We start from the raw sequence: 15,417 nt of genomic DNA on the forward strand, positions 1-15,417 counted from the left end.
TAGGGCTTGCGTGAGGAAGTTGGGGGTGACTCAGGCGTGGGTAGGAGTCGGCTGCTTGCGTTTGCGTGTGGCCAGTTCCACGGCCTGGCGCAGCGCCTCGATCAGGCTGCGTTCGTCGGCGATACCCTTGCCGGCGATGTCGAAGGCGGTGCCGTGATCGACCGAGGTACGGATCACCGGCAGGCCGATGGTGACGTTGACCCCGGCCTCCAGGCCCATGACCTTCACGGGGCCATGGCCCTGGTCGTGGTACATGGCGACCACCGCGTCGAAGTCGCCACGGCCAGCGCGGAAGAACAGGGTGTCGGCCGGCAGCGGGCCTTCCACGCGCCAGCCGCGGGCGCGCAGCTCGTCGATGGCCGGCTGGATCTTGGTGGCCTCCTCGCCGTAGCCGAACAGGCCGTTCTCGCCGGCGTGGGGGTTGATGCCGCACACCGCGATCAGCGGATTGTCGATGCCGGCGCGTACCAGGGTCTCGTGGGCGCGCTCGATGGTGCGGCGCACCAGACCCGGCTCGATGCGGGCGATGGCGTCGATGATGCCGATGTGGGTGGTGACGTGGATGACCCGCAGGGTCGGCGTCATCAGCATCATCGACACCTCTTCGATGCCGGTCAGGTGGGCGAGCATTTCGGTGTGGCCGGGAAAGATATGCCCACCGGCGTGCAGGGCTTCCTTGTTCAGCGGCGCGGTGCAGATGGCGTCGAGCTCACCGGCTTCGGTGAGCTGCACGGTGCGCTCGATGTAACGGAAGGCCGCGTCGCCGGCGATCGCCGAGAGCTGGCCGTAGGGCAGGTCGTCGGGGATCAGGTCGAGGTCGATGCAGTCCACCACGCCGGGCTGGAACCGTGCCTGACGCGGATGCTCGATGGCGTTGACCTCGAGGCTGCCGCCGACGATGCGGTTGGCATCGGCCAGTCGCCGGGCGTCGCCGATGACCAGCGGTCGACACATGGCGTAGACGCTGTCATGGGCCAGGGACTTCATGATGATTTCCGGGCCGACGCCGGCAGCATCGCCCAGGGTGATGCCGATTACGGGGCGTTCAGACATGGTGGGCTTCCTTCTCGGAGAGGGGCTGGGAATGGCTGGCGCCGTGCAGGCGAGCCCAGGCCTGGTAAAGGGTGTCCGGCTGGCCGAAGCCACCGGCCTTGGTGACGATGGCCAGCTCGCGGCCCTGCCGGCGGGCGCTGGACAGCACCACGCCGGGGGCCAGCTCGCCGTGCAGCTGCAGGCTGTCGATGGCGGCAGCGGCAAGGAGGGCGCGGGCGGTTTCGCCGCCGGTGGCGATAAGTGCGCCGGCCTTGGTGATGGCCGGCAGCAGCAACTGCGCCAGGGGCGCGCCCAGCAACGTCGCTTGAGCTGGGTCGCGGTCGCGCTGTTCGAGGCTGATCAGCAGATCCTTGCCGCTCGCCATCTGCGCGGCCAAGCGAGCGCTCAACGCGTCGCGCTGATCGGCTGCATCAGTTGCCAGCAACAGCTGTGGTTCGATGCGCTGCCATTGCTGGCCGCTGCGCTCGGCGAGCAGCGCGGCCTGAGCCTGGGAATGCCGCGACATGCTGCCGACCACGGTGAGCACAGGCTTTGCGGCCTCAGGCAGCGCCGGCGCTATGCGCGGTGCGAGCCCCAGGGCGGCGGGCAGGTGTTGGGCGAGGCCGGCCGAGCCGACCCAGAACAGTTGATCGGCGTGCTCGACCGAGGCCTGGGCCAGCGCCTGCAGGTCGGCATCCAACTGGGCATCGCAGACCAGCACCTGGGTACCGGCTCGCAGATGGCGGGCCAGCGATCCAGCCAGCTCGGCGCCGCGTACCTGTTCGAGGTCGAGTGCGGCGCAGCGCAAGCCGTCACTGCCGAACAGTTCGAGCAGATCGCTCGTGCCGCTCAGGCCTTCGTTGCGCCAGACATCGCTCTGATCGACGGCCACGCCATCGACGTACTGCACGCCGCCCAAGGTAGTACGACCCATCGCCGGAAAGGCGGGGGCGACCAGCGCCATGCCCTTGCCCAACAGCGCGGCAACTTCGCTGAGCAGGTTGCCGCGCAGGGTCGAGTCGACCTTCTTGTACAGCCCGTGGCCGGCGAAGGTGCGGGTTTCCAGTAGGGCGTGATGGCGCTGCGCGGCCTGGTCCGGCGGCAGGCGACGGGTGTCCAGGTCGATGGCGGTCACCGGCTGGGCGCGGTGCTCGGCCCGCGGGTCCAGCAGCACCTCGGTAGCCACGTGGCGCGCGAAGCCGGCCGCACAATCGGCGGCGCCGGACAGGTCGTCGGCGATCACCAGCAGGGGGCGTTTCATGGCAGCAGGCGCCGGTACAGCTGCTGGATGTCGTCCAGGCTTAGTGCTTTGGGATTGTTGACCATCAGGCGGGTGACCTTGGAGGCCGCCACGGCCATGTCCGCCAGGTGCTCCTCGGCCACGCCGAAGTCGCGCAGGTTCTGGGGAATCTCCAGGGTGGCGGTCCAGGCGCTGATCTGGTCGATCAGTTTGCGCGCGGCCACTTCGTCACTGTCCGTCTCTTGCGCCAGGCCGCAGACGCAGGCAGCGCGCTTGAGGCGTGGCGCGCAGGCATCCATATTGAAGGCCATCACGTGGGGCAGCAGCATGGCGTTGGCCACCCCGTGGGTGACGTGGAACTTGCCACCCAGCGGGTAGGCCAGGGCGTGTACGGCAGCGGTGCCGGCGGCAGTCAGGGCCAGGCCGCCATACATCGAGCCGAGCAGCATGTCGCTGCGGGCCTGCACCGAGCCGGGCTGCTGATAGGCCTCGACGATGCTGCCGGCGATCAGTCGCATCGACTCCAGGGCAAAGGTGTCGCTGATGGGATTGGCCTTGGTGGAAATGAACGACTCCAGCGAGTGAGTGAAGGCGTCCATGCCGGTGGCGGCGGTGATCGGCTTGGGCAGGCCAAGGGTCAGGGTGGCGTCGAGGATCACCAGGGTCGGCAGCAGGTGACGGCTGACCACGCCGATCTTCAGCTCTTCGTCCGGCAGGGTGACGATGGCGTTGGGGGTGACTTCCGAGCCGGTGCCCGAGGTGGTTGGCACCAGCACCATGGGCGCGCCGGCGTTGGGCACCTTGTCGATGCCGAGCATGTCGCGTAGCGGCATGTCGTTGGTGAGCAGCACGGCGAACAGCTTGGCGGCGTCCAGCACGCTGCCGCCGCCGATGGCGATCAGCGCATCTGGCGCGGCAGGGGCCACGGCGCGGCGGAACACGCCTTCGATGTTTTCCAGGGTCGGCTCGATCTCGACGTCATCGATCACGGTGACGGCGATGGACTTGGCCTGCAGCTGAGCGACCACGCGTTCGGTGACGCCCAGCTGGTGCATGGCGTTCTGGGTGACCAGCACCACGCGCTGCAGTGGTTTGTCGAGCAGCGCCAGCTTGTCGCCCAGGCTATTGAGGCTGTCGGGGCCGTGAACGACGTGTTTGACGGTCTGGAAGTGATACATGGTGGTCCTCCGGCTCAGCGTTGGTAGACGGCCAGCAAGCCTTCGAGCTTGTGCACGGTCTGTTCATCGAGGGCGGTAACGGGCGCGCGGCAGGGGCCGACCGGCACGTTGAGCAGGTCGGTGGCCTTCTTCAGCACGGACGGCATGGTGCCCAGGGCAAAGGCGTCGCGCAGCGGACGCAGGGCTTCCTGAGCGGCGCGGGCGGCTTCGTGGTTGCCGGCCTGGAACTGGTTCCAGATCTCCATCACCACATGGGGCACGGCGTTGGCAGTGGCCGCCACCGCGCCGTCACCGCCAGCCAGCAGGTTCCAGTAGATGAGCGAGTCGGTGCCGGCGAACACCGCGAAGTCGTCGCTGCGGTAGCGCATCATCTGCACTAGGGCGTCGAAGTTGCCAGCGCTGTCCTTGATGCCCTTGATCTGCGGGTGCTGGGAAAGCGCGGCAACCGCGCCGATGCCGATCGACATGCCGGTCTTGGCGGGGATGTTGTAGAGCATGATCGGCAGGTCGGAGGCGTCGCCGATGCGCTGGTAATGATTGATCAGTTCGCTCTGGCTGACGGCATTGAAGAACGGCGTGATGACCGACAGGGCCTGAACGCCCACATCGCTCATCTTCTTGTTCAGTTCGATCACATCGCGGGTGGCGAAGGCGCCGGTGCCGGCAATCACCGGCACGCGGCCGGCGGCGAGCTCAACGGTCAGTTTGGCAATGCGCACTTTCTCGGCGTCGGAGAGCGCGAAGAACTCGCCATTGGTGCCCAGCACGAACAGGCCGTGCACACCGGAAGAGACGAGGCTCTCGATAAGCGCGGCAAGCGCCGGTTCATCGACCTCCTGGGCCGCATTGAACGGCGTGACGAGGGCAGGGACGATACCGTGGAATTTCATGGCTTATCCTGTCTTTATGATTGTTTTGTTCAGTATTAATAGCATTGGTGATTGAATCGATCAAATATTTTCTAGTTGGTTCAGGGATTGCGGCGTATATTTGATCGAATCGCTCGTTTTAGATGGGCGTTACGATCGGTTGATTGACTTGAAGGCAGCACCCAAACAGCGCTGAGCGCAAGGCGGATCGCGGGATTTGTCAGGCGTGTTCTCGGCGGCAACGTCTACCCGAAGGCTGGGCGATTCAAGGTTCACGGCGAGCATTGCGGCACGACCGGGCTTGATGTGCGGGCGGCTGGGTCGCTGACCATGCGCAAACAAACATCGAGATCCGCCTGGCTCGGCAGCAGTTGCTGTCAAGTCACGGCTTGGTGCCTGGTGAAGGAGGTCTTTCGTCTGAGAGGTGGCCAACGTCCCTGTAAGCCGCAACATGGCGCAGCAGGCACGATCAGCCCGCCAGCAATTGCGCCATCCCCGAAAATATTTGCGCCATCGCCTGCGGCTCCCGGCCGGGGCCGCCTGCACAATGCCCCCAGTCCGACTGCAATATGCGCAGCTCGGCTTGGCGGATCAGCGCGGCTTCGTGCCGAGCATCCTCGACCGTGAAGTAAAGGTCGCTGCTGCCCGGCATGATCAGGGTGCGGGCCTCTATACGGCCTAGCTCGGCAACCAGTGAGTCGGCGAACCAGGTACGCTGCCAGGCCTGCAGCACGCACAAAAGGTCATTGGCGTCCTGCTGCAGGTGATCCTCTTCCCAGTAGGCCAACAAGTCCTCGATCGTCTCGAACCCCAGCGCGCGATACAGATCCTTGCGGTAGAACGCCTGCGAATAGGCCCAGCCTGCATAAACACGCGCAAAAGCGCGCAACCCGGCTTCAGGCGGCTGTCCATAGTGTCCGCCCTGCCAGGCGGCATCGGCGCACAGCGCCGCCTTGACCCCCTCGAGAAATACCCGATTGTGCGGCCAGCACTGAGCGGTCGCGCAGATGGGCAGGATGCGTGCAACCCGCTGTGGATACGCCATAGCCCAGGCAAAGGCCTGCATACCCCCCATCGACCAACCCGCCACCAGTGCCAGGCGCCACTCACCGAACAGCCTATCGAGCAGGAGACGCTGCGCCTCGACATTATCGCCGAGCGCGATCTGTGGAAAATCGGCGCCACGCTGCCCCTCTGCGGCATTGCTTGGCGAGGTGGACCAACCGGCCCCGAGCATCGACACCAAAACCACACAGTACTCACCGCTGGCCAACGGACTTCCTGCACCAAGCAAGGGCAAGTTGCCCCAATGTGTGCCGCCGTAGTAACTCGGCAGCAGCACGATATTGTCCCGCGCCGCGTTCGCCTGGCTGAGCACCTGATAGCAGAGCTGCGCGTCACGCAGCACCTGACCGCTTTGCAGCCGCAGATCACCCAGCGGCATGAAGCGCTTTTCCTTAACCAATTCAATCATTTGAAAATTCCTCGCAAAGTCCTGTGATCCTGACGTGCACAGCAGCGGCCGTGACGTTCATTAATTTATATACACGCTGGCATGTATGTTGAATGAACGATTCGTGCCAGCGCGCCATGCGCTACGAACTATTCACTGGAGAGCTCACGTCATGAGTCACAGCCCTGCTGCCGAGAACCTGAAACACAACCTGCAAGCCAAAGGCGTCAAGTACGCCATGGCCAGCTATGTCGATATCCATGGCGTGATCAAAGGCAAATTCGTGCCTCTGTCGCACCTTGGGCAAATGCTCGAAGGCTCCGAGCTTTACACCGGCGCCGCGCTGGACGGCGTGCCACAGGACATCAGCGACAACGAAGTGGCCGCCATGCCCGATCCGGCCAGCGCCATCCAGTGCGCCTGGAACAAGGACCTGGCCTGGTTCGCCAGCGACCTTTACCTGGATGGAAAACCTTTCGCCGCCTGCTCGCGCGGTGCACTGAAGCGCCAGGTCGATGCCGCCGCCGCCATGGGTTACACGTTCAACCTGGGCATCGAAACCGAATTCTTCATCTACAAGGACAGCGCCGATGGCGGCTTCGAGCCGATCAGCGCCCGTGACGATCTGGCCAAGCCCTGCTACGACCCGCGTGGGCTGATGGACAACCTGCACATCGTTGGCGAACTGGTCGAGGCGCTGAACGACATCGGCATGGATGTCTACTCCTTCGACCACGAAGACGCCAATGGCCAGTTCGAGACCGACTTCAAATACGCCGACGCGCTGACCATGGCCGACCGCTTCGTGTTCTTCCGCATGCTGGCCAACGAAATCGCCCGCAAGCACGGAGCTTTCGCCAGCTTCATGCCCAAACCATCGGCCAAGCGCACCGGCAGTGGCGCGCACTACAACATGTCGCTGGCCGACCGCGAGACCGGGCGCAACCTGTTCGAGCCTGACGGCGACGACCTGCACGACTGCGGCGTGAGCAAGCTCGGCTACCACTTCATCGCTGGCGTGCTCAAGCATGCCCAGGCCATCTGCGCGGTGATCGCGCCGACCGTCAACAGTTACAAACGCCTGGTGCGCAAGGGCAGCATGTCCGGCTCCACCTGGGCGCCGGTATTCGTCTGCTACGGCAACAACAACCGCACCAACATGCTGCGCATTCCTTCCCAGGGCGGTCGGGTGGAATGTCGCGCCGCCGACATCGCCAGCAACCCCTACCTGGGCGCCGCGATGATTCTCGCTGCCGGCCTGGAAGGCGTGCGCGAGCAGCTGGAACCAGGCCTGCCGCACCGCGAGAACATGTACAACTACAACGAAAAACAGGTCGCCGAGATGGACATCGAATGCCTGCCGCGCACCTTGAGCGAAGCCATCGATGCCTTCGAGAAAGACCCGCTAAGCCGCGAAGTCTTCGGCGACAGCCTGTTCCAGGCCTTCGTCGACTTCAAACGTGACGAATGGAATGCCTACCACACCCACGTTTCCGACTGGGAAATCCAGCGTTACCTGAAATTCTTCTGATGCATTTTCCGATTGCACAAGGAGTCATCCCATGCCGTTCAAGACGCTGAAAACCCTGATCTGCGCCACCAGTCTGGCCTGCGCGAGCTTGCTGCCGATGGCTGCCCATGCCGAGACGAAGCAGCAGTTCAACCTGGCCTGGACCATCTACGCCGGCTGGATGCCGTGGAAGTACGCCGACGAGTCGGGAATCATGAAGAAGTGGGCCGACAAGTACGGGATCGAGGTGAAAATCACCCAGATCAACGACTACGTCGAATCGATCAACCAGTTCACGGCCGGGCAGTTCGACGCCGTGGTACTGACCAGCATGGACGCGCTGTCGATTCCCGCCGCCGGTGGCGTCGACAGCACGGCGCTGATTGTCGGCGACTACTCCAATGGCAACGATGGCATGGTGATGAAGGACAGCGCCGACCTGAAAACCCTCAAGGGGCAGAAGGTCAACCTGGTCGAGCTCTCCGTCTCCCATTACCTGCTGGCTCATGCGCTGGACAGTGTCGGCCTCAGCGAGCGTGATGTAGAGGTGGTCAATACCTCGGATGCCGACATCGTTGGCGCGTTCGCCAGCAAGGATGTGCGCAACGTGGTGACCTGGAACCCGCTGCTCGATGAAGTGGCCGCCACCCCAGGCAGCCACAGAGTCTTCGACTCCAGTCAGATCCCCGGCCACATCAAGGACCTGACCCTGACCAATACCAGGACGCTGGCCGACAACCCGGCCTTTGGCAAGGCGGTGGTCGGCGCCTGGTACGAGGTCATGGGCATCATCGCCAGTGATACCGAGGAGGGGGCCAAGGCCCGGGCCTTTCTCGGCAAGGCGTCGGGCACCGATCAGGCCGGCTACGAGTCACAGCTCAAGGGCATGAAGATGTTCTGGACGCCCAAGGACTCGCTGGCCTTCATCGAAAGCCCGGAGGCATTCAGCGCCATGGATAGCGTACGCCAGTTCTCCTTTGCCCATGGTTTGCTTGGGGAAAACGCTGCAAACGCGGACTTCATCGGCATTGCCATGCCCAAGGGCAAGTTGCTGGGTGATGCCGATAACGTCAAACTGCGCTTCGACACTACCTATATGCAGATGGCCAACGACGGCAAGCTCTAACGTCAGGCCGGCGACGTAGATGCCTCGCCGGCCACCATCGCCGACTGAAGACCCGCATGCGCAGAACCAAAGAAGACGCCGAAAAAACCCGCGTGAAAGTCATCGAAGCAGCGCTGGAGCTTTTTAGTAAACACGGCTACTCCCACACGACACTGGCGATGATCGCCAGCGCGGCAGGCTTCAGCCGAGGCCCCATCTACTGGCACTTCAAGAACAAGGACGAGCTCTACAGCGCCGTCCTGCACTATTCTCAGGAACCGCTGGAGCAACTGGTGGAACAGAGCATGGCGCGGCAGGAGACACCGCTAAGGGCCATCGAATATCTCTGTCAGCACTGGTTCAGCCTCCTGCTGGAAAATCCCTGGCACCGTCAGTCCTTCGAAATTCTGCTGAACAAAACCGAGCTGACCGCCGAAATGGCCGGCACGGTACGCCGGGAGCGCAAACTCACACGGCTGATCGTACGCAGCCTGACCCAACTGATCGACGAGGGTAAGCGCCTGGGCGAGTTGCCTGAGCAGGACAGCGAACAAAGCGCGACCTTGCTCTACACATCGCTGATGGGGGTCACCCACACCTGGCTGTTGGACCCTAAGCTGTTCAGCCTGAAAAAGAACGCCGAACTCTTCAGTGCTCGGCTTCTAAAATTGCTGCGCTAGGACAGCGCTGAAAGCTGCCATACCCAGACCGCTCAAAACGGTCTTTCGCAGGAACCCAGCCCTTGGGGGCGAAGTTTTCAAGTAAACGCAGCCCTGATTCGCGGCACGGCAGTGTTCCTGCCGCTTCGTTTGAACAGGCGCTCAGAGAATCGGCGAAATCAGCCGCGCCACGCGCATGCCCAATTGCTGCAGGCGATGCACCTCGCGGCGGTCGGCGCCGATCAGTTCGCGGGACTGGCTGAAGTCTTCCAGCAGCATCGCTTCGACCTGGCGGGCAAATTCGGCGTCGACGGTGACCAGGGTGATTTCGAAGTTGAGGCGGAAGGAACGGTTGTCCAGGTTGGCGCTGCCGACCACGCCGATGTCGCCATCGATCAACGCGACCTTCTGGTGCAGGAAGCCCGGCTTGTAGCGGAAGATCCGCACGCCGGCGCGCAGGGCTTCCAGGGCGAACAGATTGGAGGCGGCGTAGACGATGCGGTGGTCGGGGCGCGAAGGCAGCAGGATGCGCACGTCCACGCCGCGCAGCACGGCCAGGCGCAGGGCGGCGAACAGCGCCTCGTCGGGGATGAAGTAGGGGCTGGTCAGCCAGATGCGCTCGCGGGCGGCGTTGAGCATTTCCACGAACAGCAACGAGCAGGTTTCCTGGGCATCAGCCGGGCCGCTGGTGACCACCTGGCAGAGCATGCCTTCGTCCGGGTAACGCTCGGGCAACAGCAGCGGCGGCAGTTTGCGGGTCGCCCAGAACCAGTCTTCGGCGAAGGATTCCTGCAGGCAGGCCACCGCCGGGCCATGCACTTCGACGTGTGTATCGCGCCACGGCGACAGGCGCGGTTTTTCGCCCAGGTATTCGTCGCCGACGTTGTGCCCACCGAGGAAACCGCGCTCGCCGTCGACCACCACGATCTTGCGGTGGTTGCGGAAATTCAGCTGAAAGCGATTGAGCACGCCGCCGCCGGTGGGAAAGGCATGCATGTGTACGCCGCCATCGCGCAGGCGCTTGATGTAGTGGCGCGGCAGGGCGTGGCTGCCCACCGCGTCGTAGAGAAAGTAGACCTGTACACCAGCGGCAGCGCGCTCGAGCAGGGCCTCCTGCAGGCGACGGCCAAGCTTGTCGTCATGGACGATAAAGAACTGGATATGGATGACCTGATGCGCGTCGGCAATCGCCTGGAGGATCGCCTCGAAGGTCGCCTTGCCGTTGACCAGCAGGCTGACCTGGTTGCCTGCCAGGCACGGCATGCGCCCCAGGCGTGGCAGCGCGCGCAGCTGGCCGTAGGCTTCCGACTCGCCGGCGGCGATGGCTTCCTGCACCCAGGGCCGCCAGTCCAGCGAAGCCATGGCCTTGTGCATCTGCTTGTCGACCACCCGGCGCGCCTCGATATAGGCGTAGAAGCGGCTGCGCCCGAAGATCACGTAGGGCAGCAGCGTCAGGTAAGGCATGAAGAACAGCGACAGTGCCCAGGCGATGGCGCCCTGGGCGGTGCGCACGGTGAGGATCGCGTGCACGGCGGCCAGCGCACCGAGGGCGTGAATCGCTGCGATCAGATAGCCGAAAAAATGCTGGATGCCGAATTCCATGGTCGTTCGCTTGATGGCTGCCGTGCAGCATAGACCACGCTATCGATGGGACGTCACCGATAGAAATCGGCGTTCCACGTGAAACGTGCTGTCAGGCGGTGCGGTAGCCGGCGCTGCGGGAGATCTGCGCGGCGCTGGCCAGCAGGCTTTCGTGCAATGCCTGCCGGTTGGCGTCGTCATCCATCACTGCATCAGGGCCGGACAGGTTGATGGCGGCGACGATCCGCCCACTGTGATCACGCACCGGGGCGGCGATGGCGGTGGAGTAGTCCGAGCGATGCAGAACGAACCCGCGTGCGCGATCTTCGCTGCTCATGCGCAGCAGCTCAGGCAGCGTCTTGGGCGCGGGCGCCGGGTAGCCATCCAGGCGAACATGGGCATAGAGCGCGGTCAGCGCGCTTTCTTCCAGCTCGCAGAGCAGCACGCGGCCGAGTGCGGTGATGTGACACGGCAAACGCGTGCCGATGGGCACATTCACCGATAGCCGCTGCGCCGCGAATGCCCGGTACAGGTAAAGCACCTCGGTATGTTCGCGGATGCCCAGGTGACAGGACATCGAGGTGCGGTCGCGCAGGGTATTGAGGTGGGGCATGGCGATATCCACCAGGTCACGGCTGGCCAGGTAGGCGAAGCCGTCGCAGAGCACCTGCGGGCCCAGTTCGTAATTGTTGGTGCCCAGTTTGCTCAGGTAGCCCATGTTGGTGAGGGTGACCAGAATTCGGTAAATGGCCGAGACGCTGACGCCCAGGCGCTCGGCGATCTGGTTGCTGCTCAGGTTGCGCTGGCTGGCCGTGAACATCTGCACAATGGCGAGCCCGCGTTGCAGCGCGGGAACGCGGTAGTCGGTCAGTTCTTCTTTATCGGCGGCCATGGCGAATCTCGATCATCGGCGTTAACTCAGCGCCTCGATGCCGGCCGGTTTGCCGCCGAACTCGTCCATGGCGTCCAGCAGGGCGCCCCACAGGTAATGCGCGGACGCGCGATCACACAGCAGATGAAAGACCGGCAACGCCGCTGTGCCGGCATTGACCACGATGGCATTCAGGCGCGCCACCGAGGTCTGTACCACGGCACCGACCGGGAAGGTGTCGGCGCGCAGGTCGACGCCACAGAGCTTGGCGAACAGTTCCGGCAGGTGCGCGCCGGTCACGGCCAGCCAGGCGTGGCTGTCCTGGCGGGGCAGCAGGTAATTGGCCTGTCGCTCGTCGTAATGCCAGCCCGCCTCGTCAGCGGCGATGCGGGCGCCGCCGTCGGTCAGGCTGCCGAGCACGAAATACTCGGTCTGCGATAGCCGCAGCACCTGCTCGCCACTGCCTTGCAGGCAGGCCTGGTTGGGCCTGTCCGGCAGTTGATAACCCTTGCTCTGCAGATAGGCCGCGCTGTCGGTGCCGCGAAAACCGACCCGCGGCAGGTTGCTCAGGTCGATCAGCGCGCAGCGTTGCAATTGCTCGCCTTCGCCTGCGGAACCGGCGACGAACAGCCGGTCGCCCAGCAGGGTCAGCGGTGCATGGCTGTGCAGGTCATGAATGGGGCTGCGTTCAGCGTGGTCGCGAATAGTCAGGTTCATGATCACAGCTCCTGGCGTTTACTTTCAGGGTCGAAGAAGGGCAATTGCACCACGGTGGCCTGGACAATTTCGCCGCCTTCCACGCGAATCGGGATCTGCATGCCGGGTGTGGCCTGGTCGGCGGCGGCGTAGGCCATGCCGATGATCGCGCCGACGGTCTCGGAGTATTCGCACGAGGTGACGTTGCCGCTGATGTCCGCGCCCTTGAGCACCAGATGGCCTTCCAGCGGTTTGGCGCTGCCCTTGGGCAGGGTGAAGCCCACCAACTTGCGCTTGAGCGGCTGCGCCTCGAGGATTTCGATGGTGCGCTTGCCGACGAAGAACGGCTTCTTGCGGCCAATGGCCCAGCCCATGTCGATTTCGGCGGGGTGGGTCATGCCATCGGTGTCCTGGCTAATGATCACGTGGCCCTTTTCCAGGCGCAGCAGGCGCTGGGTTTCCACCCCGAACGGGCGGATGTCGAAAGCTGCGCCGGCGGCCATCAGCGCATCCCAGAGGTGCTCGCCGAAGCGCGCCGGCACGTGGATTTCGTATCCCAGCTCACCGACGAAACCAACGCGCAGCAGCCGCGCCGGTACTCCGGCGACCTTGCCCTCACGTACGCCGAGATAGGGGAAACCCTCGGATGACAGGTCGACATCGCTGCAAACCTTTTCCAGTACCTGGCGCGACAGCGGGCCGGCCAGGTTGACCGCGGCGAAGGCGGCGCTGACGTTGGCGATGTCGACGTTCAGGCGCCACTGCGCATTCCACTTGAGCATGCTGCGGTAAACGCGATCCACGCCGCTGGTGGTCGCCGATACGTAGAAGTGCTGCTCGCCCAGGCGGCAGGCCACGCCGTCGTCGATCACCACGCCATCCTCGGCGGTCATCAGCGCGTAGCGGGTACGGCCGATGGCAAGCTTCTTGAAACCGAAGGTGTAAAGGCGCTCCAGCAGCTCGGCGGCATCCGGGCCGCGCACATCCAGGCCGCCCAGGGTGGAAACATCGATCAGGCCGACCTTTTCGCGCACATGGCGGGCTTCTGCCTGCATGCAGGCTTCACGGTCTTCGGCCTTGCCGTAGAAGGCCGGGCGCTGCCACACGCCTGCGGGCATCAGCTTGGCACCGAGCTCGACGTGGCGCTGGTGCATGGCGGTCTGCCGATAGGGGTCGAAGCCGCGCCCGGCGATGTGCGCCAGTTTTTCCGCCGAGAACGGTGGGCGGGCCGTGGTCACCCCGGTTTCGCTGACGCTGCGGCCAGTGGCATCGGCCACCAGGCGCGCCGTGGGCAGCGCCGAGTGGCGGCCTTGCGACGGCCCCATGCCGACGGTGGAGAAGCGCTTGACCAGCTGTACGTCGCGGTAGCCATGGCGGGTGGCGTTGACGATGTCCCGGATCTGCAGGTCTTCGTCGAAGTCGACGAATTCCTTGCCTTGAGGGTGGGCGAAGATCGGCCAGGGGAAGTTGACCTGGCTGTCGTCCTTGTCCGCGCCGGTTACCGCCGTGACCTGCAGGCCGAGGTCGGCGAGGGCTTCGTTGGCTGCCCGCTGACCATCGGCCAGGACGCGCTGCAGATCGTGGCGGCCATTCACCGAACCGGCCACGCGCAGGATCTTCGGCAGGTTGTGGATCGAGAATGCCGCGTGTTCGTCGGCGTAGCGCAGGCTGCCGCCGGCCTGGCAAAGCAGCTGATACACGGGCATGTACCCGGCGGACATGCACAGCAGGTCGCAGTCGATCCGAGTGCTGGCCTCGGCGACCTTGCCTTGAGCACTGATACGCCGGACGTCGACCGCGCTGATGTGCTGGGCGTGTTTGCCGGCGAACGCTTCATAGATGGTATGGCCGACGTGGCAGGGAATGCCTTTGGCTTGCACGGCCGTGATCAGGCCGGGGGTGTCGCTGCGCTCGCGCATGTCGACCACCGCGGCCACCTCCACACCAGCCTCGAACAGATCGAGCGCGGCCAGGTAGCCGTCGTCGTTGCCGGTCAGGACCACCGCGCGCTTGCCCGGTTTCACCGCGTACAGGCGCATCAGCCGCTGGGCGGCGCTGGTCAGCATCACGCCGGGCAGGTCGTTGTTGCGGAAGACCACCGGCTGGTCGAAAGAGCCGCTGGCGACGATGCACTGCCTGGCGCGTACCTTGTACAGCCGATTGCCCTGGATCACCGGCAGGTAGTTGTCGGCGAACCAGGCGTTGCAGATCGCCGAATCGAGTACGCGGATATTGGCATGGCCCTGCACCGCACTGACCAGCTCTTCACGCAGGCCCATGGCAGCGTTGGCGTCGAGGCCGAAACGGGCGTAGGTCAGCGAGCCGCCGAGCACCGGGTTCTGTTCGATCAGCAGCACCTTGGCTCCGCCATTGGCGGCGTGCAGTGCTGCGGACAGGCCGGCTGGGCCGGAACCGATCACCGCCAGGTCGCAGAACAGGTAGGCCTTGTCGTGGTAGGTCGGCTCGAACTTCAGGTCGAGCACGCCGAGGCCGGCTTTCTTGCGGATCAACGGCTCCCAGCGTTTCCACATGCCTTTGGGCTTGTAGAAGGCGCGGTAGTAGAAGCCCACCGGCATGAACTTGGAGAATTTGCCGAGAATCGCGTCGCGATCCTTGTCCAGGCTGCCATTGACGTTCTGCGGCGTCACGGCGATGCCCGCCGCCAGCGGGTATTCGTCCGCCAGCACGTTGGGCTCGTGCGGCAGTTGCACCAGGGTGTTGGCGTCCTGGCCGGCCATGGTCAGCGGGCCACGCGGGCGGTGGTACTTGAACGAGCGCGACAGCAGCCAGCGGCCGTCGGCGGCCAGGGCGCTGGCGACGGTGTCGCCGGCGAAACCCTGGCAGGTGTTGCCATCGAAGCTGAAGGTCAGCGGTTTGTTGCGGTCGATCAACAGCCCCATGGGAGCGGGCAGGCGGTTCATTGGGCGGCCTCCGGTGCGGCGAAATCGACGCGCTGGTCGAACAGTTCACGAGGGTCGAAGGTGCGCAGGATCTCGTCACTGCCGGTGTGGCGCTCGGCCAGGAACCAGTAGCTCGACGGCGTGTGCATCCACCATTCGGTGACCACGCCGAGCAGGTTCTCGCTGTTGAACACGTAGTCGGCCCATTCGGCGACGCTGCAGGTGGCCGGGTCGGGCATGTGCTTGAGCTCGCCACCGTAGGTGAATTCGCTGATGTTGCGCGGCCCGTTGAGCGGGCAAGTCATGATCTTCATTGGCTGTAA

Annotated in this window: 13 protein-coding genes; 3 read left to right on the forward strand and 10 right to left on the reverse strand. The window is 64.4% G+C overall.

Features of this window, described 5'->3' with window-relative positions; translation table 11 throughout:
- Positions 1-30: 30 nt before the first annotated feature.
- The 5 genes from pdxA to PVA39_RS00600 form a co-directional block, all read right to left on the reverse strand.
- The gene (gene pdxA, locus PVA39_RS00580; protein WP_274122349.1) at positions 31-1,053 is read right to left on the reverse strand and encodes a 4-hydroxythreonine-4-phosphate dehydrogenase PdxA; all 1,023 of its coding nucleotides are present in this window, start codon (positions 1,051-1,053) and stop codon (positions 31-33) included.
- On the reverse strand, positions 1,046-2,293 hold the full coding sequence (locus PVA39_RS00585; RefSeq protein ID WP_274122350.1) for a four-carbon acid sugar kinase family protein: 1,248 nt from the start codon (positions 2,291-2,293) through the stop codon (positions 1,046-1,048). The genes pdxA and PVA39_RS00585 overlap by 8 nt, the downstream gene beginning before the upstream one ends.
- Positions 2,290-3,450: an iron-containing alcohol dehydrogenase gene (locus PVA39_RS00590; protein WP_274122351.1), complete on the reverse strand. Its 1,161-nt coding sequence runs from the start codon at positions 3,448-3,450 to the stop codon at positions 2,290-2,292. The genes PVA39_RS00585 and PVA39_RS00590 overlap by 4 nt, the downstream gene beginning before the upstream one ends.
- Positions 3,451-3,464: 14 nt before the next feature.
- Positions 3,465-4,340, reverse strand: a complete 876-nt coding sequence (gene dapA / locus PVA39_RS00595) for a 4-hydroxy-tetrahydrodipicolinate synthase (RefSeq protein ID WP_274122352.1) — start codon at positions 4,338-4,340, stop codon at positions 3,465-3,467.
- 448 nt (positions 4,341-4,788) lie between these two features.
- Positions 4,789-5,793 (reverse strand): alpha/beta fold hydrolase, encoded by a 1,005-nt coding sequence (locus PVA39_RS00600; protein ID WP_274122353.1) that lies wholly within the window; start codon positions 5,791-5,793, stop codon positions 4,789-4,791.
- Positions 5,794-5,944: 151 nt separating this feature from the next.
- On the opposite strand from PVA39_RS00600, the gene glnT reads away from it, so the two are divergent.
- Genes glnT through PVA39_RS00615 form a run of 3 tightly spaced genes read left to right on the forward strand, consistent with a single transcriptional unit; the run spans position 5,945 to position 9,067 of the window.
- Positions 5,945-7,303, forward strand: a complete 1,359-nt coding sequence (glnT, locus tag PVA39_RS00605) for a type III glutamate--ammonia ligase (protein WP_274122354.1) — start codon at positions 5,945-5,947, stop codon at positions 7,301-7,303.
- Positions 7,304-7,334: 31 nt separating this feature from the next.
- Positions 7,335-8,408, forward strand: coding sequence for a putative urea ABC transporter substrate-binding protein (locus tag PVA39_RS00610; protein WP_274122355.1), 1,074 nt, complete (start codon positions 7,335-7,337; stop codon positions 8,406-8,408).
- A 56-nt stretch (positions 8,409-8,464) separates the two neighbouring features.
- A complete protein-coding gene (locus PVA39_RS00615) occupies positions 8,465-9,067 on the forward strand; it encodes a TetR family transcriptional regulator (RefSeq protein ID WP_274122356.1) in 603 nt (200 codons plus the stop codon).
- 141 nt (positions 9,068-9,208) lie between these two features.
- Here the strand turns inward: PVA39_RS00615 and cls are convergent, their stop codons facing one another.
- The 5 genes from cls to PVA39_RS00640 all read right to left on the reverse strand — a co-directional run bounded on the left by cls (position 9,209) and on the right by PVA39_RS00640 (position 15,408).
- A complete protein-coding gene (cls, locus tag PVA39_RS00620) occupies positions 9,209-10,648 on the reverse strand; it encodes a cardiolipin synthase (RefSeq protein ID WP_274122357.1) in 1,440 nt (479 codons plus the stop codon).
- A 91-nt stretch (positions 10,649-10,739) separates the two neighbouring features.
- Positions 10,740-11,519: an IclR family transcriptional regulator gene (locus tag PVA39_RS00625; protein ID WP_274122359.1), complete on the reverse strand. Its 780-nt coding sequence runs from the start codon at positions 11,517-11,519 to the stop codon at positions 10,740-10,742.
- Between the two features lie 21 nt (positions 11,520-11,540).
- Positions 11,541-12,218: a sarcosine oxidase subunit gamma gene (locus PVA39_RS00630; RefSeq protein WP_443200938.1), complete on the reverse strand. Its 678-nt coding sequence runs from the start codon at positions 12,216-12,218 to the stop codon at positions 11,541-11,543.
- Positions 12,218-15,115 (reverse strand): 2Fe-2S iron-sulfur cluster-binding protein, encoded by a 2,898-nt coding sequence (locus tag PVA39_RS00635; RefSeq protein WP_274122361.1) that lies wholly within the window; start codon positions 15,113-15,115, stop codon positions 12,218-12,220. The genes PVA39_RS00630 and PVA39_RS00635 overlap by 1 nt, the downstream gene beginning before the upstream one ends.
- Positions 15,112-15,408 carry a sarcosine oxidase subunit delta gene (locus PVA39_RS00640; RefSeq protein ID WP_274122362.1) on the reverse strand — a complete coding sequence of 99 codons (297 nt, stop codon included), beginning with the start codon at positions 15,406-15,408 and terminating at the stop codon, positions 15,112-15,114. The genes PVA39_RS00635 and PVA39_RS00640 overlap by 4 nt, the downstream gene beginning before the upstream one ends.
- Between the last annotated feature and the right edge of the window lie 9 nt (positions 15,409-15,417).

Origin of the sequence: Pseudomonas sp. CNPSo 3701 (assembly GCF_028674975.1) — a bacterium.
In the GTDB taxonomy this organism is placed as follows: domain Bacteria; phylum Pseudomonadota; class Gammaproteobacteria; order Pseudomonadales; family Pseudomonadaceae; genus Aquipseudomonas; species Aquipseudomonas straminea.

Coding starts and splice junctions, on each gene's coding strand:
- pdxA (WP_274122349.1), bottom strand. CDS start 1,053: ATGTCTGAACGCCCCGTAATCGGCATCACCCTGGGCGATGCTGCCGGC.
- dapA (WP_274122352.1), bottom strand. CDS start 4,340: ATGAAATTCCACGGTATCGTCCCTGCCCTCGTCACGCCGTTCAATGCG.
- cls (WP_274122357.1), bottom strand. CDS start 10,648: ATGGAATTCGGCATCCAGCATTTTTTCGGCTATCTGATCGCAGCGATT.
- PVA39_RS00610 (WP_274122355.1), top strand. CDS start 7,335: ATGCCGTTCAAGACGCTGAAAACCCTGATCTGCGCCACCAGTCTGGCC.
- PVA39_RS00635 (WP_274122361.1), bottom strand. CDS start 15,115: ATGAACCGCCTGCCCGCTCCCATGGGGCTGTTGATCGACCGCAACAAA.
- PVA39_RS00600 (WP_274122353.1), bottom strand. CDS start 5,793: ATGATTGAATTGGTTAAGGAAAAGCGCTTCATGCCGCTGGGTGATCTG.
- PVA39_RS00625 (WP_274122359.1), bottom strand. CDS start 11,519: ATGGCCGCCGATAAAGAAGAACTGACCGACTACCGCGTTCCCGCGCTG.
- PVA39_RS00585 (WP_274122350.1), bottom strand. CDS start 2,293: ATGAAACGCCCCCTGCTGGTGATCGCCGACGACCTGTCCGGCGCCGCC.
- glnT (WP_274122354.1), top strand. CDS start 5,945: ATGAGTCACAGCCCTGCTGCCGAGAACCTGAAACACAACCTGCAAGCC.
- PVA39_RS00640 (WP_274122362.1), bottom strand. CDS start 15,408: ATGAAGATCATGACTTGCCCGCTCAACGGGCCGCGCAACATCAGCGAA.
- PVA39_RS00615 (WP_274122356.1), top strand. CDS start 8,465: ATGCGCAGAACCAAAGAAGACGCCGAAAAAACCCGCGTGAAAGTCATC.
- PVA39_RS00590 (WP_274122351.1), bottom strand. CDS start 3,450: ATGTATCACTTCCAGACCGTCAAACACGTCGTTCACGGCCCCGACAGC.